Here is a 21248-nt window from a genome sequence, read left to right on the forward strand (position 1 = left end):
TCTCCATGGTATTCCACCGCGGCGCCCGGCCGGGTGCCGGGCCTTGCGCTCAGCCGCCCGGTGGGCTACACCTCCAGGCAGGTCGGGCCGAGCAGCACCTTGAGGTCCCCGAACAGCGCCGGTGAGGGGTTCACCCGCAGATCGGGGCCCAGACGCAGGACCTGCACCTTCTGGCGGGTCTCGAGGTGGATGCGCACCTCGGAGTCCCCGCGGTGGTTGCGCAGCACCGCGCCGATCTCCTTGACCGTCTCCTCCGTGGCGCGGAACTCGGGCAGGGCGATCAGCACGGGGCCGCTGTGCCCGTCCGCCGAGAGCTCCGGCACGGTGAGCTCCTGCGCGGAGATCGTCACCGACCCGTCGTCCCGGCGCTGCAGCCGGCCCTTGATCACGCAGATGAGGTCCTCCGCGAGCACGCCCGCGATAGGGGCGTAGGCCTTGCCGAAGAACATGATCTCGATCGAACCCGTCCGGTCCTCCAGCTCCACCCGCGCGTAGGCGTTGCCCGAGGTCTTGGCGATCCGCCGGGACAGGGAGGTGATCATGCCCGCCACGGTCACCACGGCGCCGTCGGGCCGGCCGTCCTCGCCGAGCAGCGGCTGGATCGAGGTGTCGGCGTACTGCCCGAGCGCCTCGTCGAGGCCGCGCAGCGGGTGGTCGGAGACGTACAGGCCGAGCATCTCGCGCTCGAAGGCCAGCAGGTCCTTGCGCTCCCACTCGGGCACGTCCGGCACCGCGACGGTCAGCGACGTCGAGGGGTCCTCGTCGTCCAGCCCCATGCCCCCGAAGAGGTCGAACTGCCCGGCCGCCTCCTGGCGCTTGACGGCGACCGTGGCGTCCACGGCCTCCTCGTGGCAGAGCACGAGTCCGCGCCGGGTGTGGCCCAGCCGGTCGAAGGCGCCCGCCTTGACCAGGGACTCGATAGTGCGCTTGTTGCACACCACGGCGGGGACCTTCGCGAGGAAGTCGTTGAAGGAGGTGAAGGCGCCGTGCTCCTCCCGGGCCTCGACCATCGCGCTGACCACGTTGGCGCCCACGTTGCGCACCGCGCCCATCCCGAAGCGGATGTCGGTGCCCACCGGGGTGAAGTTCAGCGCGGACTCGTTGACGTCCGGGGGCAGCACGGTGATGCCCATCCGGCGGCACTCGGTGAGGTACAGGGCGAGCTTGTCCTTGTCGTCGCCCACCGAGGTGAGCAGCGCGGCCATGTACTCGGCCGGGTAGTGCGCCTTGAGATAGGCCGTCCAGTAGGAGACGAGGCCGTAGGCGGCGGAGTGGGCCTTGTTGAACGCGTAGTCCGAGAAGGGCAGGAGGATGTCCCACAGGGCCTTGATCGCGGCCTCGGAGTAGCCGCGCTCCACCATGCCGCCGTGGAAGCCCTCGTACTGCTTGTCCAGCTCCGACTTCTTCTTCTTGCCCATGGCGCGGCGGAGGATGTCCGCCTGGCCGAGCGTGAACCCCGCGACCTTCTGGGCGATCGCCATGACCTGCTCCTGGTAGACGATCAGGCCGTAGGTCGTGTTGAGGATCTCCGCGAGCGGCTCCTCGAGCTCGGGGTGGATCGGGGTGATCTCCTGCTGGCCGGTCTTGCGCAGCGCGTAGTTCGTGTGCGAGTTCGCGCCCATGGGACCCGGGCGGTACAGGGCGATGACCGCGGAGATGTCCTCGAAGTTGTCGGGGCGCATGAGCTTGAGCAGCTGGCGCATGGGCCCGCCGTCGAGCTGGAACACCCCGAGGGTGTCGCCGCGGGCCAGCAGCTCGTAGGACTCGGCGTCGTCGAGCAGGAGGTTCTCCAGGTCGAGGACGAACCCGTCCTGGTTCAGCGTGATGTTCTCGATCGCGTCGGAGATGATCGTGAGGTTGCGCAGCCCCAGGAAGTCCATCTTGATCAGCCCGAGCCCCTCGGAGGTGGGGTAGTCGAACTGGGTGATGACCTGCCCGTCCTGCTCGCGGCGCATGATCGGGATGATGTCGATCAGCGGGTCCGAGGACATGATGACGCCCGCCGCGTGCACCCCCCACTGCCGCTTGAGCCCCTCGAGGCCCTCGGCGGTGTCGAAGATCTTCTTCGCCTCCGGGTCCTGGGCGAGGATCTCGCGCAGCTCGTCGGCCTCCCCGTAGCGCTTGGCGCTCTCGTCGTAGACGTCCTTGAGGGAGATGCCCTTGCCCATGACGTCCGGCGGCATGGCCTTGGTGAGCTTCTCCCCCATCGAGAAGGGATAGCCGAGCACGCGCGAGGAGTCCTTGAGCGCCTGCTTGGCCTTGATGGTGCCGTAGGTGACGATCATGGCCACGCGCTCGTCGCCGTACTTCTCGGTGACGTAGTGGATCACCTCGGAGCGGCGGCGGTCGTCGAAGTCGACGTCGAAGTCGGGCATGGAGACGCGGTCCGGGTTGAGGAAGCGCTCGAAGATCAGGCCGTGCTCCAGCGGGTTCAGCTCGGTGATGCGCATGGCGTACGCGACCATCGAGCCGGCCCCGGAGCCGCGGCCCGGGCCCACCCGGATCCCGTTGTTCTTGGCCCAGTTGATGAAGTCGGCCACCACCAGGAAGTACCCGGGGAAGCCCATCTGCAGGATGATGCCCTTCTCGTAGTCCGCCTGCCGCTGCACGTCCTCGGGGATCCCGCCGGGGAAGCGGTGGTGCAGGCCCCGCTGCACCTCCTCGACGAACCAGGACTCCTCGTCGTGGCCCTCGGGGGTCGGGAAGCGGGGCATGTAGTTCGCGGAGGTGTCGAACTCGACGTTGCACCGCTCCGCGATCTCCAGGGTGTTGTCGCACGCCTCGGGGAAGTCCCGGAACAGCTCCCGCATCTCCGCCGGGGACTTCAGGTAGAACTCGTCGGCGTCGAACTTGAACCGCTTCGGGTCCGCCAGCGTCGAGCCGGACTGCACGCACAGCAGGGCGGCGTGGGACTTCGCGTCCTCGGCGTGGGTGTAGTGCAGGTCGTTGGTGGCCACGAGCGGCAGCTGCAGGTCCTTGGCGAGCTTGAGCAGGTCGCCGGTGACCCGCTTCTCGATCCCCAGGCCGTGGTCCATGAGCTCGCAGTAGTAGTTCTCGGCGCCGAAGATGTCGCGGAACTCCGCCGCGGCCTGCCGCGCCTCCTGGTACTGGCCCAGGCGCAGGCGGGTCTGCACCTCGCCGGAGGGGCAGCCGGTGGTGGCGATGAGGCCCTTGCCGTAGGTGTTCAGCAGCTCGCGGTCCATGCGCGGCTTGTACAGCTGGCCCTCCAGGGACGCCAGGGACGAGGCGCGGAACAGGTTCTGCATGCCCTGGGTGGTCTCCGCGAGCAGCGTCATGTGCGTGTAGGCGCCGCCGCCCGAGACGTCGTCCCGGCCGCCGTCGGCGAACTTCACGCGGGTGCGGTCGGAGCGGGCGGTGCCCGGCGTCAGGTAGGCCTCCACGCCGATGATGGGCTTGATCCCCGCGTTGCGGGCCTTGTTCCAGAAGTCGAAGGCCCCGAAGACGAAGCCGTGGTCGGTCGTCGCCAGGGAGGACATCCCCAGTTCGTGGCAGGCCTCGAAGAGGTCGTCGAGGCGTGCCGCACCGTCGAGCATCGAGTACTCGGTGTGCACGTGGAGGTGGGTGAAGCTGTTCTTGCCGGTCGCCGTCGTCACCCGACCAGTGTAGTGGTCCGCACCGACCGCTCCGCCCCGCCGGGGCCGTCCCGCGGCGGCCGGCTCCCCCGGCCGGGGCCGCTCCGCCGGGTCAGGCGGGACCGCCGTCGCGCAGCGTCTCGAGGGCGAAGGAGAGGTCCGGCGGGTACGGGCTCTCGTACTCGACGGGCTCCCCCGTACCGGGGTGCTCGAAGCCCAGGCGCTTGGCGTGCAGCCACTGCCGGGTGAGCCCGAGGCCGGCCGACAGCGCGGGGTCCGCGCCGTAGGTGAGGTCCCCGCAGCACGGGTGGCGCAGCGCGGAGAAGTGCACGCGGATCTGGTGGGTGCGGCCGGTCTCCAGGTGCACCTCCACGAGCGCCGCCCGGCCGAAGGCCTCCAGGACCTCGTAGTGGGTGATCGACGCGCGGCCGCCGTCGACCACGGCGAAGCGCCAGTCGTAGCCGGGGTGGCGCCCGATCGGCGCGTCGATCGTCCCGCGCAGCGGGTCCGGGAGGCCCTGCACCACCGTGTGGTAGACCTTCGTGACCGTCCGGTCCTTGAAGGCGCGCTTGAGCGCGGTGTACGCGCGCTCGGTGCGGGCCACGACCATCAGCCCGGACGTGCCGACGTCGAGCCGGTGCACCACACCGGCCCGTTCGGGGGCGCCGGAGGTGCTCACGGTGACGCCCGCGCCCGCCAGGGCCCCGACCACGGTCGGTCCCTTCCAGCCCGGCGAGGGGTGCGCGGCGACGCCGGGCGGCTTGTCGATCACCACGATGTCGTCGTCCAGGTGCACCACGCGGAAGTCCTCGACCAGCTGGGGCACGATCCGGGCCGGGTCCTCGGGGACGGGCACGTGCACGGTGAGGGTCTGCGAGGCCTCGACCCGGAAGGACTTGGCGACGGGCCGGTCGCGGTGCAGCACGCGGCCCTCGGCGCAGAGCACGGCGGCCGCGGAGCGGGAGAGCCCGGTGAGGGCGGCCACGGCGGCGTCCGCGCGCTGGCCCTCGAGCTCGGGCGGCACGGTGAAGCGCTCCTGCACGTGCTCCTCGGGCTCAGCCACGGGTGCCCTCCTCCTCCGGCGAGGCCTCGACCCGCTGCGCGTCCGGGGCGCCCGCGCCCGTGCGGGTGCCGTCGAGCTCCCGGCCGAGCAGCGTCAGGAGCACCACGAGACAGACCCCCACGACCACCCCGCAGTCGGCGATGTTGAAGATCGCGAAGCGCGGCACGGCGATGAAGTCCACCACGTGGCCCATCCCCGAGCCGGGCTCCCGCAGGAGCCGGTCGGTCAGGTTGCCGAGGGCGCCGCCGAGGACGAGCCCCAGGGCCAGGGCCCACGCGGCCGAGCGGACGCGGCGGAGGGTGAGCACGATGAGGACGGAGACGACCACCATGACCAGGGTGAAGACCCAGGTGATGTTCTCCCCCAGGGAGAACGCGGCGCCGGGGTTGCGGATGAACTGCCACCACAGCAGTCCCTCGACCACCGGCGTCCGCTGGCCGAGCTCCATGGTCGCGACGACCCACCACTTGGTGAGCTGGTCCGCGGCGTACACCAGCAGCGCGGCGGCCGCGGCGAGGAGGAGGACGCCCCGCGGGGTCCGGCGGTCGGGTGCTCCGGCGGGGACTTCGGGGGACTCGCTCATGCTCTCCTCGGGTGGCGGGGCGGGGATCGGGCCCGCCCCGGGGGCGGGGCGGCGGGGACGTCGGCCCCGTTCCATGGTGCCACGTCCGCCCGGGAGCCATCCGCCCCGGGGGCGCCCCTCCAGGGGCGGCCCGGGGCGGACGACGACGGAGGGACCGGCACGTGGCCGGTCCCTCCGCGGGGTGCGCGTCGCGGTGCGGCGGCTAGGCCTGCTCGGACCGGACCGGGGCGGCGGCGCCGTCCGCGGCCGGTGCGGGCTCGAGGGACGGGGTGGTGTCCAGGTCCTGCAGCTGGTCCTGGATGTACGCCTTGAGGTTGGTGCGGTAGTCCTGCTCGAAGGCGCGCAGCCCCGAGACGCGGGCCTGCAGCTCGGCCTGCTCCTCCTGGAGGGCCGTGAGGGTCTCCTCGCGCGTGCGCTGGGCGTCCGTGACGAGCTCCTCGGCCCGCTCGCGGGCCTCGCCGACGATCCGGTCCCGCTCGGCGGTGCCCTCGGCGACGTACTCGTCGTGCAGCTTCTGGGCCATCGCCAGGACTCCGGCCGCGGACTGCGCCGCGCCGGAGGTGGGCGCGGTCTCCGCGGGGACGGTCTCGGCGGCTCCGGTGCCGGCCGCGGCGGGCGAGGTCAGCTCCACCGCCTCCTGCGGCGCGCCGCCGGCGACCGGGGCGGGGGCCTCGACGGTCTCCCCAGCGGTCTCTCCGGCGGTGTCCTCGGCGACCGGCAGGCCGGGCTCGGAGACGGGCGACGGCGCGGAGTCCTTGGGCGCGACGGGCTGCCCGGCGGCCTCGAGCTGCTGCTTGAGGTCGGTGTTCTCCTGGTTCAGGCGGCGCAGCTCCACGACGATCTCGTCGAGGAAGTCGTCGACCTCGTCCTGGTCGTAGCCCTCCCGGAACTTGGTGGGCTGGAACCGCTTGTTGATGACGTCTTCGGGCGTCAGAGCCATGGGTGCATTCCTTCGTGGGCGGAGCGCGGGCACGGCCCGCGGCGGGGGATCCGTCCGACCGGGGCCGGGGCGGCGCGGTGGCCGGCGCCCGGTGGTCGTGCGGTTACAGCGTACAGGCCGGTCCCCGGCGGGCCGGGTCGGACCGGCACAGGATCAGACCAGCACTGCGTCAGACCAGCATCGAGCCGATGATGCCCTGGACGATGCTGACGGCGAAGATGAGGATGAGGAACCCGAGGTCCAGCGACACCCCGCCGAAGCGCAGGGGCGGCACGATCCGCCGGAGCCACCGCATCGGCGGATCGGTGACGGTGTACACGGCGGAGGCCCCGACGAGGGCGGCTCCCCGGGGCCGCCAGTTGCGGGCGAACATCTGCACCCAGTCGAGCACGAGGCGCGCAAGCAGCGCGACGTACACGAGGTGCAGTGCCAGGTACAGCACGGAGAGCAACAGGTCCATCGGTCCGCCTCAGTCCTCCTGGTGGTCGTCGGTCTCGTCCTCGCCGCCGGCGGGGTGCCCGACGACCTCCACGTAGGACGGGGTGAGCAGGAAGACCTTGCCGGTCACCCGTTCGATGGAGCCGTGCAGGGCGAAGACCAGGCCGGCGGAGAAGTCCACCAGGCGCTTGGCCTCGGCGTCGCCCATGTCGCTGACGTTCATGATGACGGGCGTGCCCTCGCGGAAGGCCTCGCCGATGGACTTCGCGTCGTTGTAGGAGCGGGGGTGGACCGTGGTGATCGTGCGCAAGGTCGAGCTGTCCTCTCGAGAGCTGGAGGGGGCGCGTTTGATGGGGGTGACCGGCGCCCGGTACTCGGCCGACCGGCGCGGCACGGCCACTGCGGTGGACTCGTGGGCGCGGGCCTCGCGCGGCTCCTCGCGGACCGCGGCGGTGGGCTGGTGCTCCTGGCGGGACGGCGTCGGCTCGTCGTAGTCCTCGTCCGTCTCGGCGAGGCCGAGATAGATCATGGTGCGGCGCAACGCTCCGGCCATGGTGCTCTCCTTGACTGTCTGTGCGGATATCGGCGGTGGGGGGAGTTCCGGGATCCTCGGACCGCCCTGCGCCCGTGGTGCTGCCCGGAACGCGGTACGGCCCTGGCCCCGCGGGGCCGTCCTCCAAGCTATCCTACGGGCGCCCGGGGCCCGAGGATATCGGAGCCGACGCGCACGTGCGTGGCTCCCCGGGCGACCGCCTCCTCGAGGTCCTGGCTCATCCCCGCGGACACGGCCGCGGCCTCCGGGAGGGACCGCCGCAGCCGCTGCGAGAGCTCTTGGAGGCGGTCGAAGGCGGGCCCCGGGGGCGCCCCCAGCGGGGCGACGGCCATGAGGCCCCCAGCCCGCAGGCCCTCGGTGCCGGCGATCTGCTCGGCGAGCCCGACGACGTCCTCGGGGCGGGCGCCGCCGCGGCGCTCCTCGGCGTCCAGGGACACCTGGACGAGGCACGTCAGGTCCTGCTCGGCGCACGGCCCGGGGGCCGCGTCCCCGGCCGCCACGGCCTCCCGGTGCCGCTGCACCGCCTTGCCGAGGGCCGTGACCAGGGAGGCCCGGTCCACGGAGTGCACCCACCCCGCGTAGCGCACCACCGACTTCGCCTTGTTGGACTGGAGCTGGCCCACGAAGTGCCAGGTGAGGGGTCCGTCCACGAGCCCGGCCACCTCCCGCGCCTTGGCGGCGGCCTCCTGATCCCGGTTCTCCCCCACGTCCCGGACGCCGAGCCGGTGCAGCCGGGCCACGTCCGCGGCCGGGAAGAACTTCGTCACGGCGACCAGCACGGGTTCCTCGGCCGCCCCGCTCCCCCGCGCCGCGGCCGCGATCCGGGCACGCACCCGGTCGAGGGACCGGGCGAGCTCCAGGGTCCGCGGATCGTCGCCGCCGGGGGCGGCGGCCGGGTCGGCGCTCACGCGGCGTCCTCCCCGCGGGGACCCGAGCGCCAGACGAGGCCGACGATGCGGCCGGAGCCGGGGTCCCTGCGGTGCGAGGACAGCCGCTCGTTCTCGAGGGTGCAGGAGGGGCCGGCCCCCGACGGCTCGACGACGCCGACCCCGAGGGCGGTCAGCCGCTCCCGGGCCCCGGCGCGCAGGTCGAGGGCAGGGGTGCCCCAGGACGTCGTGGCGGCCACCGCGGGGATCCGCTCCGCGGACTCCTCGCGCATGGCGGCCGGCACTTCGTAGCAGCTGCCGCAGATCGAGGGGCCGAGCCAGGCCGACAGCCCGCTCGCGCCCCGGGCCCGCAGCTGCTCGACGGCGCGCTCGAGCACGCCCTCGAGCAGGCCGCGGCGCCCGGCGTGCGCCACGCCCGTGAGCGGGCCGCGGGGCCCCTCCCCGACCAGCACGACGGGCACGCAGTCGGCGACCATCACGGCCAGCGGCACGCCCGTCGCCGTGACCGCGGCGTCCGCGGTCGGCACGGCCGGCCGGTCGTGCCGGTCCGCGTCGGCCACGTCGGTGCCGTGCACCTGGTCGAGGAACACCAGGGAGCCCCCGGGCACGCCGATCGACCGCTCGAGCGCGGCCCGGCGGGCCCGCACCGCGTCCGGGTCGTCGCCCGTGTGCAGGGCGAGGTTGCCCGCGCCGCGGTCCGTGAACGCCACCCGGACGCCCTGCCCGACGTCGTCCTGCCACCAGAGCACCGGGTCCTCCTGTCGTTGCTCGTCGTGTCTCGTCGTGCCGCCGGAGGAACCGGCGGCGGGGCTTAACGCGCCCTGGGGGCGGACGCGGGTCCACCGCGTCCGCCCCCAGGGGGCCGGACTCACTTCAGGAAGTCGGGGAAGTCCAGGGAGTCCTTGCGCCCGGAGCCCGCCCCGGCGCCGGCCTCCGCCTCGGCGGGCAGGTCGACGTCGAAGCCGGCGTCGTCGGGCACGTCGTCGTTCTGCACCGGCTGCGCCCACCGCTGCGAGGTGGAGGGCTGGGCGAAGGACGGGGCCCCGCCACGCTGCGGGGCACGGCCCACGCCGGCGGGCTGACCGGCGCCGGACCCGAAGGCCGCGCGCGTGGTCGCCGCCTGCTGGGCGGCCGCGTTGGTGTTGTTCGCGTTGGTCTCCGGGCTCACCGAGTCGAAGCCCGCGGCGATGACCGTGACGCGGGCCTGGTCACCCAGGGCGTCGTCGATGACCGCGCCGAAGATGATGTTCGCCTCGGGGTGGGCGACCTCCTGGACCAGGCGGGCGGCCTCGTTGATCTCGAACAGCCCGAGGTCGGAGCCGCCCTGGATGGACAGGAGCACGCCGTGGGCACCGTCGATCGAGGCCTCGAGCAACGGCGACGCGATCGCGAGCTCGGCCGCCTTCACGGCACGGTCCTCGCCCTGCGCGGCGCCGATGCCCATGAGCGCCGAGCCGGCGCCCTGCATCACGGACTTCACGTCGGCGAAGTCGAGGTTGATCAGGCCCGGGGTGGTGATCAGGTCCGTGATGCCCTGCACGCCGGAGAGCAGCACCTGGTCCGCGGACTTGAAGGCGTCCAGCATGGACACGTTGCGGTCGGAGATGGACAGCAGCCGGTCGTTGGGGATCACGATGAGGGTGTCGACCTCGTCGCGCAGCGTCTCGATCCCGTTCTCCGCCTGGTTGGACCGGCGGCGGCCCTCGAAGGTGAACGGGCGGGTGACGACACCGATGGTCAGGGCGCCCAGGGAGCGGGCGATGCGGGCGACCACGGGGGCGCCGCCGGTGCCGGTGCCGCCGCCCTCGCCGGCGGTCACGAAGACCATGTCGGCCCCCTTGAGGACCTCCTCGATCTCCTCGTGGTGGTCCTCCGCCGCCTGGCGGCCGACATCGGGGTTGGCGCCGGCGCCCAGGCCGCGCGTGAGCTCGCGCCCGACGTCGAGCTTGACGTCGGCGTCGCTCATCAGCAGGGCCTGCGCGTCCGTGTTGATCGCGATGAACTCGACGCCGCGCAGCCCCTCCTCGATCATCCGGTTGACGGCGTTGACGCCGCCGCCGCCGATTCCGACGACCTTGATGACGGCCAAGTAGTTCTGGGGGGTGGAGGAGTCCATGGGTACCTAACTGGAGATGGTTCGGGTCGGGGATGGCGAGCCGTTTCTCAACCTTCTATCGAAGGTCGAATCTCATGCCGTCAGCTGCTCCCCCGGCGGGTTCGATGTCGGGGTCAAGCCTAACAACGACGGGGACCACCTGCACGACAAGCCATACCGCTTTCGACACTTTTCGCCAAAACCGCAGGTCGTGCTGCGTTTCGGCCACACTCTCGACCTCTGGTGGAACGTGAGGCCCGGTGTCGCCCCTCAGCGCACCACGGGGCGGGTCGGGCTCGACACGTCGTAGGTCTCGACGCCGCTGCCGGCGCCGCGCGCCTCGACGAGCTCCCGGAGGACCTGCGACTTGAGCTCGCTGTCCTCGGCGGTGCCCCAGACGACCGTGCGGCCGTCGGTGAAGGCCAGCTCCACCGAGGACAGCGACTCGGCCGAGGCGGTGCGCAGCTGGGCGAGGACGGACTCCGGGAGGGCGGCCAGCACGTCCGCGATGGCCTCGAACCGTTCGCCCTCGAGCACGTCGCGCCCGCCCGTGACGACGGGGACGCCCGCCTCCTCCGCGGAGCCGGCGGTCATCAGCTCCACCCCTTCCGAGTCGACGACCACGAACTCCCCGTCGTCCTCGATCGCGGCCACGGGCACGCGCTCGCGCAGCGCGACCACGAGGTGGTGCGGGGGCTCGAGCAGGACCTCGATGGAGCGGACCTGCGGGATCCGCCCCACCCGCTCCCGCACCTCGTCCTTGGAGATCCGCGTCAGCGGGACGCCCCGGTAGGCGTCGAGCGCGGACTCGACGCGAGCCGGGTCCGTCAGCTCCGCGCCGCGCACCGTGATGTCCCGCACGGCCAGCGCCGGGGAGAGGAACAGGACGCCGGCGAGCACCGCGAGGGCGGCGAGCACCCCGAGGACCGCGCCGATCCGCCGGCGCCGGCGCCGCGCCCCCGGTGAGGCGGGAAAGGCCACCACCGTGGCTCCCACGGCTGTGGCCCCCACGGCCGTGGAACCGGCCCGCGGGGGCTCCTCCACCGGGGGGAGCCGGGAGGCGGTGAGCGTGCGGGTGGCGGCGCGCTCCTGCCGGTGCCGCCGCCAGGCGCTGAAGCGCCCGCCGGCGGCCGGGACCTCCTCGAGGTCGTCCTCGTCGGCCAGGGGCGTGACCTTGGTCCCGTCGTTCACGCGCACGCGCACGCGCCCGCCCTCCGGCGCGGCCGCGCCGGAGGCGGTGCTCCCGGACCGCGGCGGGCCCCCGGGGCCGGCCGGCGATCCGGGGTCGCGCTCGGGGGCGGCGCCCCGCTCGGGCGCGGGGCCCGCGGTGGTCTCCGGCACGGGCCCGCCGGCGGGCCCGGGAACGCCGGAGTCCCCGGCGGAGTCCCCGGCCGGGTCCCCGAAGCGGGGCTGGTGCGGGCGGCCGTGCCGGCTCATCAGCGGGCCCCGAGGCGGTCCACGAGCCGGGGCCCGAGGGCGGTGACGTCCCCGGCGCCCACCGTGAGCACCAGGTCCCCGGGGCGTGCGGCCGCCGCGGCCTCTGCGACCGCGTCGGCGCCGTCCGGCACGTAGCGGACGTGGGCGGGGGCGCGGTCGGTGACGATCCGGCTCGTGAGGCCGTCGACGGGCTGCTCCCGCGCGGCGAAGATGTCGATGACGAGGGCCTCGTCGGCCAGCGCCAGGGCGTCGGCGAACTCGGCCGCGAACTCGCGCGTGCGGGAGAACAGGTGCGGCTGGAAGATCGCGATCACCCGGTGCCCGGACGCGACCTCCCGCGCGGCCGTGAGCGCCGCGACCACCTCGGTCGGGTGGTGGGCGTAGTCGTCGAAGACCCGGACCCCGTCCACCTCGCCCCGCAGGTCGAAGCGCCGGGCGGAGCCGTGGAAGCCGGCCAGCCCGCGCACCGCGTCCGCGGGCGGGACGCCGGCCTCGACGGCCACGCAGAAGGCGGCGGTCGCGTTGAGGACGTTGTGCCGGCCCGGCACCACGAGCTCGAGCCGCTCCTCGCGGCGGTCGGCGCCCTCGCCCAGGAGCAGGGTGCTGGTGGTGCGCAGCCCGTCGGCCTCCCCGGGGAGCACCCGGACGTCGGAGCCCGGTTCCGTGCCGTAGCTGACCACCCGTCCGCCGGCGGACCGGTGGCGCTCCGCGAGCGCCCGGGAGCCGGGGTCGTCCTGGCAGGCCACGAGCAGCCCGTCCGCGGGCAGGGTCGCGGCGAACTCGTCGAAGGCCCGGTAGAAGGCCTCGCGGGAGGCGTAGTAGTCGAGGTGGTCGGGCTCGATGTTCGTGACCACGGCGATCCGCGGACCGTACGCGAGGAAGGAGCCGTCCGACTCGTCGGCCTCGGCCACGAACCACGGACCCGTGCCGAGGGCCGCGTTGGAGCCGAGGTCGGCCACGTGCGCGCCGATGGCCCAGGAGGGCTCCAGCCCGGCGGTGTGCAGCGCGAGCGCGGCCATGGCGCTCGTGGTCGTCTTGCCGTGCGTGCCGGCCACCGCCACGACCGCGCGGCCGTGCATCGCGGCCGCGAGGGCCTCGGAGCGGTGCAGCACGCGCAGCCCCGCGGCCCGGGCGGCGGAGTACTCGGGGTCCTCGGGCGGGATCGCGGTGGACACGACCACGGTCTGCGCCCCGTCCACGTGCTCGGCGCGCTGGCCCACGTGCACGGTGGCGCCCAGGTCCTGGAGCTGGCGCAGCGCCGGGGAGTCCTGGCGGTCGGAGCCGCTGACCGGGACCCCGCGGGCGAGCATCAGCTTGGCGACGGCGGACATCCCCGCGCCGCCCATCCCGATGAAGTGGACCCGGCCCAGCAGGGCGGGGTCGGTCTCGTGCTCAGCGCTCACCGGGGACCTCCTCGAGGATCATCCGTGCCAGCACGGTGTCGGCGTCGCGCACGCCGTGGGCGCGGCTCGCGGCGGCCATCGCGGCGAGGCGGCCGGGGTCGGCCAGCAGGGGGTGCACGTTCCGGCGGTACCAGTCGGGGGTGAACGCGTCGTCGGCGACGAGCTGCGCCGCGCCGGCCGCCACCAGGGAGGCGGCGTTGAGCGCCTGCTCGCCGTTGCCGACGGGCAGCGGGACGAACACGGCGGGCAGGCCGACGGCGGCGACCTCCGAGACGGTCGCGGCGCCGGCGCGGGCCACGAGCAGGTCCGCGGCGGCGTAGACGCGCTCCATGCCGTCCACGTACTCGACCTGCACGTAGCCGGGGGCGCTCAGCGGCGCGCCGTCGTCCCGGGTGAGCTGCTTGCCCCGGCCGGTGACGTGGAGGAGCTGGTAGCCGCGCGCGGCGACCTCCCCGACGACGCCGGCCACGGTGCGGTTCATGGCGAGGGCGCCCGAGGAGCCGCCGGTGACCACGACGGTGGGCAGGTCGGGGTCGAGCCCGAAGGACCGGCGGGCCTCGGCGCGCAGCGCCTCCCGGTCCAGGTGGGAGATCTCCCGGCGCATGGGCATGCCGACGGTGACGGCTCCGCGCAGCGGGGTGCCGGGGAACGCGGCGGCCACGGTCCTGGCCCAGCGCGCGCCGACCCGGTTGGCCAGACCGGGGCGGGCGTTGGCCTCGTGCACCACGATGGGCAGCCCGCGCCGGGCGGCGGCGAGGTAGACGGGGGTGCAGACGTAGCCCCCGACGCCCAGCACCACGTCCGGCCGGACGCGGTCGAGGATCTCCCCGGCCTGCCGCACGGCGCCGAGGAGCCGTCCGGGCAGCCGGACGAGGTCCACGGAGGGCCGGCGGGGCAGCGGGACCCGGTCGACGAGCTCGAGCTCGAGCCCGGCCTGCGGGACGAGCCGGGTCTCCATCCCGGACGCGGTGCCCACCGCCGTGAGGCGGGCCGCCGGGGCCTGCTCCCGCAGCGCGGCCGCCACGGCCAGGAGGGGGCTGACGTGCCCGGCGGTGCCCCCGCCGGCCAGCAGGACCGACGGCGCGGGGCCTCCGGTGGTGGGTTCGGACGGTGTCATGCGCGATCCTCGTTCGGGGTGCGGGGGCGGGGGGTGCGGGTGGGGACCTGGATCCGGCGCGGCAGCCGGGTGAAGGACATCACGACGCCGACGGCCGCGAGGCTCATCAGCAGCGACGACCCACCGTAGCTGATGAACGGGAGGGGGACGCCGATCACGGGCAGCACCCCCGTGACCATGCCGATGTTGATGAACGCCTGGCCGACCAGCCAGGTCACGATGCAGGCGGTGGCGATCCGGACGAAGCCGCTGCGGGCGCGCAGGATGACCCGGGCCATCGCCAGGGCCATGACCGCGAAGAGGGCGAGGATCAGCACCGTGCCCAGCAGGCCCAGCTCCTCGCCGATGATCGAGAAGATGTAGTCGTTATGCGCCTCGGGGACGTAGTTGTACTTGAGCCGGGACTGGCCCAGCCCCACGCCCCACCAGCCGCCCGAGGCGAGGGCGTTGAGCCCCTGCTGGGACTGGTAGCAGGCGTCGGTGGCGCCGCACTCGCCGAACAGCCAGCCGGTGATCCGGTCCACGCGGTGGGGCGCGGTGACCACGGCCAGCGTGCCGACCAGCGCGGCCCCGGCGGCCGCGATCGCGAACAGCCGCAGCGGCGCCCCGGCGAAGAACAGGGCGGCCCCGTAGATCAGCACGAAGACGAGGGCCGTGCCGACGTCGTCGCCCAGCACGATCATCGCGGCGGGGATCCCGATGCCCAGCCCGGACGGCCACAGGGCCTGGCGCCAGTCGCGCACGGCGTCGCCCTGCCGGGCCAGGACCATGGCCAGCCAGATCGCCACGGCGAGCTTGGCGGCCTCGGAGGGCTGGAAGGTCTGCCCGCCCACCACGATCCAGTTCCGGTTGCCGTTGATCTCCTGTCCGAGCGGGGTGAAGACGAGCATGAGCAGCAGCACGGCGAGGACCAGCAGTCCGGTGGCGCCCCGGCGGTACCAGGCGGTGGGCACGAAGGACAGCGCGAACATCAGGACCACGCCGATCCCCCCGAAGGTGGCCTGCTTGACGAAGTACGAGTACGCGGACTCCTGCGCCGAGATCGACTCGACCGCCGAGGCGGAGAGGACCATCATGATGCCGATGGCCGTGAGCAGCAGCACGGAGCCGGCCAGCGCGTAGTAGGAGTGGATGAGGGGGCCGTCCACGAGGGCACGCCAGAAGCGGCGCGCCCCGCCCAGGGAGCCGCGGGCCGTCTCCGCGAGCCCCGCCCGGTCCTGCAGCTGCGTCACGAGAGCCGTCCCACGAGGTCCGCGACCTCCCGGACGAACGCGTCACCGCGGTGGGCGTAGGAGCTGAACTGGTCCATCGAGGCGGACGCCGGGGCCATCAGCACCGTGTCGCCCTTCCGGGCGACCTCGTGGGCGAGCCGCACCGCCTCGCCCATCACGGCGTCGCCCGCCGCGGGGCCGGGACGCTCGGCGGTCCGCAGGACGGGGACCTCGGGGGCGTGCGCGGCGAGCGCGGCCAGCAGCGAGTCGTTGTCCGTGCCGATGAGCACCACGGTGCGCAGCCGGCCGGCGTGCCGGGCGACGAGCCGGTCGTAGGAGACGCCCTTGGACAGGCCGCCGGCGATCCACACCACGGAGTCGAACGCGGCCAGGGCGGCGTCGGCCGCGTGCGGGTTGGTGGCCTTGGAGTCGTTGATCCACAGCACCCCGTGGGTCGTGGCGACGGCCTGGATCCGGTGGTCGCCGGGCTCCCAGGCGCGCAGCCCCTCCCGCACGGCCTCCGGCGGGGCGCCGGCCGCCCGGGCCAGCGCCGCGGCGGCCAGCGCGTTGGCCACGCCGTGGGGCGTGGGGAGGGGGCCGGTGTCGGTGATGGAGGCGAGCTCGAGGGCGGAGCCCCGGCGGTCGTCGAGGAAGGCGCGGTCCACGAGCAGGTCCTCCACGACGCCGAGCATGCTGACGTCCGGGGTCTCGAGGGTGAAGCCCACGGCGCGGCAGCCCTCCACGACGTCGGCCTCCTCGACCATGCGCACGGTCTCGGCCTGCTGGGCGTTGTAGACGCACGCCACCCGGGTGTGCTCGTAGATGCGGGACTTGTCCGCCACGTAGTTCTCGTAGCCGCCGTGCCAGTCCACGTGGTCCTCGGCCACGTTGAGCACCACGGACGCCAGCGGCGACATCGAGGACGTCCAGTGCAGCTGGAAGCTGGAGAGCTCCACGGCGAGGACGTCGTGCTCGACCGGCTCGCGCAGCGCGTCCAGGATGGGGGTGCCCACGTTGCCGACGGCGGCCGCGGTGAGCCCGGCGGCCTGCAGCATCGACGCGGTCATCCCGACCGTGGTGGTCTTGCCGTTGGTCCCGGTGATGCACACCCACTCGGCGGTCCTGCGCCCGGCGCGCTCGCGCACCCGCCAGGCGAGCTCCACGTCGCCCCAGATCTGGACGCCCTCGGCGGCCGCGGCGACGAGCAGGGGGTGGTCGGGCCGCAGCCCCGGGGACGTGACGACCAGGTCGGGGCGCTCGCCCTCGACGTCGGGCACGGCCCCCTGGGCCGCCTCCCCCAGCAGGACGTCGGCGGCGCCCACGATCCGCAGGGTGTCGGCCTTCGCCCGGTTCTCCGGGGTGTCCGCCCCGTCGACGACGACGACGCGGGCGCCGAGCTCGATCAGGGTGTCCGCGGCGGCGAAGCCCGACAGACCGATGCCGGCGACGACCACGCGCAGCCCGGCCCAGTCGGCGTCCCACGTGGTGAGCCCGGCCAGGCGCGGCCGGTCCAGGACGGGGTTGTCGTTGCTCGCGTGGATCATTGGATCATTCCTCCGTGGGAGAGCAGCCAGTCGCCGTAGAAGACGCCGAGCGCGGCCGCGACGAACAGCCCGGCGATGATCCAGAAGCGGACCACGATGGTCACCTCGTTCCAGCCCTTGAGCTCGAAGTGGTGCTGCAGCGGCGCCATCTTGAAGATGCGCTTGCCGCCGGAGAGCTTGAAGTAGCCGACCTGCAGGATGACGGAGACCGTGATGATCACGAACAGCCCGGCGATGAGCACCAGCAGCAGCTCGGTGCGGGTGAGCACCGCGAACGCGGCGAGCGCGCCGCCGAGGCCCAGCGATCCCGTGTCGCCCATGAAGATCTTCGCCGGGGAGGTGTTCCACCACAGGAAGCCCACCAGGGCCCCGACCAGCGCGGCGGCGGTGAGGGCGAGGTCGGCGGCGTCGCGGACCTCGTAGCAGACCCCCTCGGCCACGGCTCCGCACAGGTGGGTGTTCTGCCACATGGCGATCAGCAGGTAGCCGCTGAACACGAGGATGGACGCCCCGGTGGCGAGGCCGTCGAGGCCGTCGGTGAGGTTCACGGCGTTGGTCGTGGCGGTGGCGATCAGGTTCACCCAGATCACGAAGAGGACGGCCCCGACCGCGGTGCCGGCGAAGGCGAGGTCGAGAGCGGTGTCCCGGGTGATGGAGATCGCCGAGGACGCGGGGGTCGTGCCCTGCGGACCGGGCACGAGCAGCACGAGCAGGGCGAAGGCGGTGCCGATGAGGCCCTGCAGGACGATCTTGCCCACGGGGCTGAGCCCGAGGTTCTGCTTCTTGGCGATCTTCTTGTAGTCGTCGATGAACCCGACGAAGCCCATGCCGAGCATCAGCAGCAGCGCGGAGAGCCCGGAGAGGGTGACGCCCCCGTAGGAGGGCCACAGCACCCCGGAGATCAGGTGCGTGAGCGCGTAGGCGACCACCACGGAGCCGAGGATCGCCACGCCGCCCATGGTGGGCGTCCCGCGCTTCGTGTGGTGGCTGGTGGGCCCGTCGTCCCGGATGAACTGGCCGTAGCCGCGCCGGGCGAGGAACTTGATGAAGGCCGGGGTGCCGAAGAGGGACAGGACCAGGGCGAAGCAGGCCGCCATGAGGATCTGGATCATGCCGGCTCGTTCCCGTCCGCGGAGGGGCCCGGGGTGGTGGGCCTCCCGCTCGGGTCGAGGGAGGCGTTGACGAAGGGACCGGCCGAGCGCCAGTGGTCGCCGCGCGCCGGGGCGTCGTTGCCTGGGGCGGGCCCGCCGGCGCCGTCCCCGGCGTCGGCCGCGACCCGGTCCCCCAGCACCCGGAGACCGGCGGCGTTGGAGGACTTGAAGAGCACGATGTCACCGGGAGCGAGCTCCTGGCGCAGGATCTCCTCGGCGTCCTCCGCGGTCGCCGCCCAGGTGGCCTCGTTGCCCCACGAGCCCTCGAGCTGGGCGGCGTCGTAGACCGGGCGGGCGAGGTCGCCCACGGCGATCAGCTTGGAGATGTTGAGCCGGACCACCATGCGGCCCAGGGCGTCGTGCTCCTCGATCGTGCTGTCGCCGAGCTCGAGCATGCCCCCGAGCACCGCCCAGGTGCGGCGGGGCGCGGACCCGGCGGAGCCGCGGCCCAGCTGGGCCAGGGTCTGCAGCGCGGCGCGCATCGACTGCGGGTTGGCGTTGTAGGCGTCGTTGACCACCGTGACGCCGTCGGCCCGCTCGGTGCGCTCCATCCGCCACCGGCTCGCGGCGCCCTGGGCGTTGAGCGAGGCCGCGATCCGCTCCGGGGCGACCCCGGCCACGAAGGCCGCGGAGGCGGCCGCGAGCAGGTTGGAGACGTGGTGCTCCCCGATGAGCCGGGAGACGATCCGGTGCGCGGAGCCGTCCGGGAGGTGCAGGAGGAACTCCGGGCTGCCGCCGGGCCCGAGGCGGATCTCGGAGGCGTGCACCCGGGCGGCCGGGACGTCGGGCAGCGCGTTCGCCGGGGACTCCCCGAAGAACAGCACGGGCGCGGCGGTGCGACGGTGCATCTGGCGGACCAGGGGGTCGTCGTCGTTGAGGACCGCCACGCCGTCGGCCCGCAGGGACTCGACGAGCTCGCCCTTGGCGCGGGCGATGTTGGCGACCCCGCCGAACTCGCCGGCGTGGGCGGAGCCCACGCACAGCACCACCCCGATGTCGGGGCGGACCATCCGGCACAGGTAGTCGATGTTGCCGATCCGGGTGGCGCCCATCTCGATGATGAGGAACCGGGTGTCCGGCTCGGCCTCGAAGACGGTCAGCGGCACGCCGACCTCCCCGTTGTACGAACCGCGGGGCGCGACCGTGGGACCCTCCGCGGCGAAGATGCCCCGCAGGAGGTCCTTGGTGGTCGTCTTGCCGACGGATCCGGTGACGGCGATGACCTTCACCTCGTGGTCGGCGCGCAGCTGGGCCACGACCCAGGCGGCCAGCCGGCCCATCGCCTCCACCACGTCGGGGACCAGCACGCCCGGGTAGGTGACCCCCGCGGCGTCGGAGACCTCGTGCTCGACGAGGGCGAGGACGGCGCCGGCGGCGAAGGCCGCGCCCACGTACTCGTGGCCGTCGGTGACCTCCCCCGGTTTGGCGACGAACAGCGTGCCGGGACGCGCCTCGCGGGAGTCGGTCGCGACGTGGCGGACGACGGGCGCCGCGGCGGCGGCGCCGACGGCGCGCCCGCCGGTGATCTGCGCGAGCTGTGCGGCGGTGAGGTCGATCATCGGTTCTCCCAACGGTCCTGCTGCCCGTCGGCCAGCGCGGCCCGCAGCTCTTCCCTGTCGTCCAGCGGGTGGTCCACGCCCCGGATCTCCTGGACCGTCTCGTGCCCGCGGCCGGCCACGAGCACGGAGTCGGTGCGCCCCGCCATGGCCACCGCGGCGCGGATGGCCACGGTGCGGGGCTCGAGCACGAGCACCTCCTGGGCCCGGGCGCCGGCGTCGCGGGCCGCGAACGCCCCGGCCGCGACCTCGGCGCGGATCGCGCCGGCGTCCTCGTCGTGCGGGTCGTCGTCCGTGATGATCACCACGTCCGCGTGGCGGGCGGCGATCTCCCCCATGACCGGGCGCTTGGAGCGGTCCCGCTCCCCCGTGGCGCCGAAGACCACGATCACGCGGCCCTCCTCGTCCGGCGGTTCGACGGCGGCGAGCGCGCGGCGCAGGGCGTCCGGGTTGTGCGCGAAGTCGACGACGGCGGTGGGCTGCGTGCCGATGAGCTGCATCCGCCCCGGCACGTCCGTGGTGAGGGGGTCCGCCTCGTCGAGGACGCGCTGCACGTCGGCGACGTCGACCCCGGAGGCCACGACCATGACCACGGCGAGCGCGGCGTTGGCCACGTTGAAGTCGCCCGGCAGGCCCGTGGACACGCGCAGTGTGCGGCCGTCCCGGTGCCGCAGCGCGAAGGAGTGCCCGATCCCGCGGCGGGTCAGGCTGGTCAGCGTCCAGTCCGCGCCGTGCCGGCCCGGTCCGGCGTCCCGGTCCCCCGGCACGCCGCCGCGCAGGGCGATCGTGTCGACGAGGTCCGGGCCGAGCCGCTCCCGCGCGTGCTCGGCCATCCGCAGGCCCCAGACGTCGTCCTCGTCCTGGACCACGACGACGGCCCGGCGGGTCCGCTCCGGGGTGAGCAGCTGGGCCTTGACCGCGAAGTACTCGTCCATCGACCCGTGCAGGTCGAGGTGGTCCTGGGTCAGGTTGGTGAACCCGGCGACGTCGAAGCGGACGCCGTCCACCCGGTGGAACTGCAGGGCGTGGGAGGAGACCTCCATGGACGCCGCCGTGATGCCGCGCTCGCGCATGAGCGCCAGCAGCGCGTGCACGTGCGGGGCCTCCGGGGTGGTGAGCCGGGAGGGGATCGACTCGTCGCCGGCGAGGATCTCGATGGTCCCGATCAGGCCCGTGCGCCGGCCCAGGGCGCGGAGCACCGAGTTGGTGAAGTAGGTCGTGGTCGTCTTGCCGTTGGTGCCGGTCACCGCGAACAGGGCCGGGGCGGTCCCGTCCTCCGGCCGGGAGCCGTAGACGCGTGCGGCGATCGCCCCCACGGACCGGCGGGGGTCCGGGGCCTCGACCACGGGCAGCCCGATGCCGGCGTCCCGGAGGATCGCGGCGCCCTCGGCGTCGGTGAGCACCGCGGCGGCGCCGGAGCGCTGGGCGGCCGCGCCGAAGCGGGCGCCGTGGGTGCGGGCGCCGGGCAGCGCCGCATAGAGGTCCCCGGGGCGCAGCTCCCGGGAGTCCAGGGCGATGCCGGTGACCTCCACCGCGCGGGACGGCGCCGTCCCGCCCGCGAGCCGGGCGGTCTCCGCGAGGCTCAGCGGCCGGGGGCGGGCGGGGCGCATCGTCTGCGCGTCGTGTCCCTGCTGGGCTGTCGCGTCCATCAACGTCCTTCGTGGTCTGGGCGGCGGG

Annotated in this window: 17 protein-coding genes; all 17 read right to left on the bottom strand. The window is 73.9% G+C overall.

Annotation, left to right across the window (positions count from 1 at the left end; genetic code table 11):
* Window positions 1-65: 65 nt before the first annotated feature.
* Window positions 66-3614 (bottom strand): DNA polymerase III subunit alpha, encoded by a 3549-nt coding sequence (dnaE, locus tag RF640_RS12090; RefSeq protein WP_017833675.1) that lies wholly within the window; start codon window positions 3612-3614, stop codon window positions 66-68.
* Between the two features lie 91 nt (window positions 3615-3705).
* Window positions 3706-4635, bottom strand: coding sequence for an RluA family pseudouridine synthase (locus RF640_RS12095; protein ID WP_031283109.1), 930 nt, complete (start codon window positions 4633-4635; stop codon window positions 3706-3708).
* A gap of 13 nt (window positions 4636-4648) precedes the next feature.
* Window positions 4649-5239 carry a signal peptidase II gene (gene lspA, locus RF640_RS12100; RefSeq protein WP_229587780.1) on the bottom strand — a complete coding sequence of 197 codons (591 nt, stop codon included), beginning with the start codon at window positions 5237-5239 and terminating at the stop codon, window positions 4649-4651.
* 202 nt (window positions 5240-5441) lie between these two features.
* Window positions 5442-6179 carry a DivIVA domain-containing protein gene (locus RF640_RS12105; RefSeq protein ID WP_095651553.1) on the bottom strand — a complete coding sequence of 246 codons (738 nt, stop codon included), beginning with the start codon at window positions 6177-6179 and terminating at the stop codon, window positions 5442-5444.
* 169 nt (window positions 6180-6348) lie between these two features.
* Window positions 6349-6639, bottom strand: coding sequence for a YggT family protein (locus tag RF640_RS12110; protein WP_017833679.1), 291 nt, complete (start codon window positions 6637-6639; stop codon window positions 6349-6351).
* Window positions 6640-6648: 9 nt separating this feature from the next.
* Window positions 6649-7170: a cell division protein SepF gene (locus tag RF640_RS12115; protein WP_017833680.1), complete on the bottom strand. Its 522-nt coding sequence runs from the start codon at window positions 7168-7170 to the stop codon at window positions 6649-6651.
* 128 nt (window positions 7171-7298) lie between these two features.
* Entirely contained in the window at window positions 7299-8078 is a 780-nt protein-coding gene (locus tag RF640_RS12120; protein WP_017833681.1) for a YggS family pyridoxal phosphate-dependent enzyme, read from the bottom strand.
* Window positions 8075-8806, bottom strand: coding sequence for a polyphenol oxidase family protein (locus tag RF640_RS12125; protein WP_109222579.1), 732 nt, complete (start codon window positions 8804-8806; stop codon window positions 8075-8077). The genes RF640_RS12120 and RF640_RS12125 overlap by 4 nt, the downstream gene beginning before the upstream one ends.
* 119 nt (window positions 8807-8925) lie before the next feature.
* Window positions 8926-10173, bottom strand: coding sequence for a cell division protein FtsZ (gene ftsZ, locus RF640_RS12130; protein WP_109243793.1), 1248 nt, complete (start codon window positions 10171-10173; stop codon window positions 8926-8928).
* 249 nt (window positions 10174-10422) lie between these two features.
* Complete coding sequence (locus RF640_RS12135) at window positions 10423-11589, bottom strand: cell division protein FtsQ/DivIB (RefSeq protein WP_095651550.1); 1167 nt, start codon at window positions 11587-11589, stop codon at window positions 10423-10425.
* Complete coding sequence (murC, locus tag RF640_RS12140; RefSeq protein WP_336649334.1) at window positions 11589-12992, bottom strand: UDP-N-acetylmuramate--L-alanine ligase; 1404 nt, start codon at window positions 12990-12992, stop codon at window positions 11589-11591. The genes RF640_RS12135 and murC overlap by 1 nt, the downstream gene beginning before the upstream one ends.
* The gene (gene murG / locus RF640_RS12145) at window positions 12982-14109 is read right to left on the bottom strand and encodes an undecaprenyldiphospho-muramoylpentapeptide beta-N-acetylglucosaminyltransferase (protein ID WP_336649333.1); all 1128 of its coding nucleotides are present in this window, start codon (window positions 14107-14109) and stop codon (window positions 12982-12984) included. Before murG ends, murC begins: the two co-directional genes overlap by 11 nt.
* On the bottom strand, window positions 14106-15341 hold the full coding sequence (ftsW, locus tag RF640_RS12150; RefSeq protein ID WP_017833687.1) for a putative lipid II flippase FtsW: 1236 nt from the start codon (window positions 15339-15341) through the stop codon (window positions 14106-14108). Before ftsW ends, murG begins: the two co-directional genes overlap by 4 nt.
* Window positions 15338-16864, bottom strand: a complete 1527-nt coding sequence (murD, locus tag RF640_RS12155) for a UDP-N-acetylmuramoyl-L-alanine--D-glutamate ligase (RefSeq protein ID WP_368827965.1) — start codon at window positions 16862-16864, stop codon at window positions 15338-15340. The genes ftsW and murD overlap by 4 nt, the downstream gene beginning before the upstream one ends.
* Window positions 16861-17976, bottom strand: a complete 1116-nt coding sequence (gene mraY / locus RF640_RS12160; RefSeq protein WP_017833689.1) for a phospho-N-acetylmuramoyl-pentapeptide-transferase — start codon at window positions 17974-17976, stop codon at window positions 16861-16863. Before mraY ends, murD begins: the two co-directional genes overlap by 4 nt.
* Window positions 17973-19574 carry a UDP-N-acetylmuramoyl-tripeptide--D-alanyl-D-alanine ligase gene (gene murF / locus RF640_RS12165; protein ID WP_035924055.1) on the bottom strand — a complete coding sequence of 534 codons (1602 nt, stop codon included), beginning with the start codon at window positions 19572-19574 and terminating at the stop codon, window positions 17973-17975. Before murF ends, mraY begins: the two co-directional genes overlap by 4 nt.
* The gene (locus RF640_RS12170) at window positions 19571-21220 is read right to left on the bottom strand and encodes a UDP-N-acetylmuramoyl-L-alanyl-D-glutamate--2,6-diaminopimelate ligase (RefSeq protein ID WP_144836554.1); all 1650 of its coding nucleotides are present in this window, start codon (window positions 21218-21220) and stop codon (window positions 19571-19573) included. Before RF640_RS12170 ends, murF begins: the two co-directional genes overlap by 4 nt.
* Window positions 21221-21248 lie beyond the last annotated feature (28 nt).

Source organism: Kocuria sp. CPCC 205231 (assembly GCF_040980965.1).
GTDB classification, from domain to species: domain Bacteria; phylum Actinomycetota; class Actinomycetes; order Actinomycetales; family Micrococcaceae; genus Kocuria; species Kocuria rosea.

What these genes read in the sequence shown, in the direction of transcription:
- RF640_RS12110 (WP_017833679.1), bottom strand. Translation starts at nt 6,639, where the DNA reads ATGGACCTGTTGCTCTCCGTGCTGTACCTGGCACTGCACCTCGTGTAC.
- RF640_RS12105 (WP_095651553.1), bottom strand. Translation starts at nt 6,179, where the DNA reads ATGGCTCTGACGCCCGAAGACGTCATCAACAAGCGGTTCCAGCCCACC.
- RF640_RS12135 (WP_095651550.1), bottom strand. Translation starts at nt 11,589, where the DNA reads ATGAGCCGGCACGGCCGCCCGCACCAGCCCCGCTTCGGGGACCCGGCC.
- ftsZ (WP_109243793.1), bottom strand. Translation starts at nt 10,173, where the DNA reads ATGGACTCCTCCACCCCCCAGAACTACTTGGCCGTCATCAAGGTCGTC.
- murG (WP_336649333.1), bottom strand. Translation starts at nt 14,109, where the DNA reads ATGACACCGTCCGAACCCACCACCGGAGGCCCCGCGCCGTCGGTCCTG.
- murF (WP_035924055.1), bottom strand. Translation starts at nt 19,574, where the DNA reads ATGATCGACCTCACCGCCGCACAGCTCGCGCAGATCACCGGCGGGCGC.
- murD (WP_368827965.1), bottom strand. Translation starts at nt 16,864, where the DNA reads ATGATCCACGCGAGCAACGACAACCCCGTCCTGGACCGGCCGCGCCTG.
- mraY (WP_017833689.1), bottom strand. Translation starts at nt 17,976, where the DNA reads ATGATCCAGATCCTCATGGCGGCCTGCTTCGCCCTGGTCCTGTCCCTC.
- RF640_RS12170 (WP_144836554.1), bottom strand. Translation starts at nt 21,220, where the DNA reads ATGGACGCGACAGCCCAGCAGGGACACGACGCGCAGACGATGCGCCCC.
- lspA (WP_229587780.1), bottom strand. Translation starts at nt 5,239, where the DNA reads ATGAGCGAGTCCCCCGAAGTCCCCGCCGGAGCACCCGACCGCCGGACC.
- RF640_RS12115 (WP_017833680.1), bottom strand. Translation starts at nt 7,170, where the DNA reads ATGGCCGGAGCGTTGCGCCGCACCATGATCTATCTCGGCCTCGCCGAG.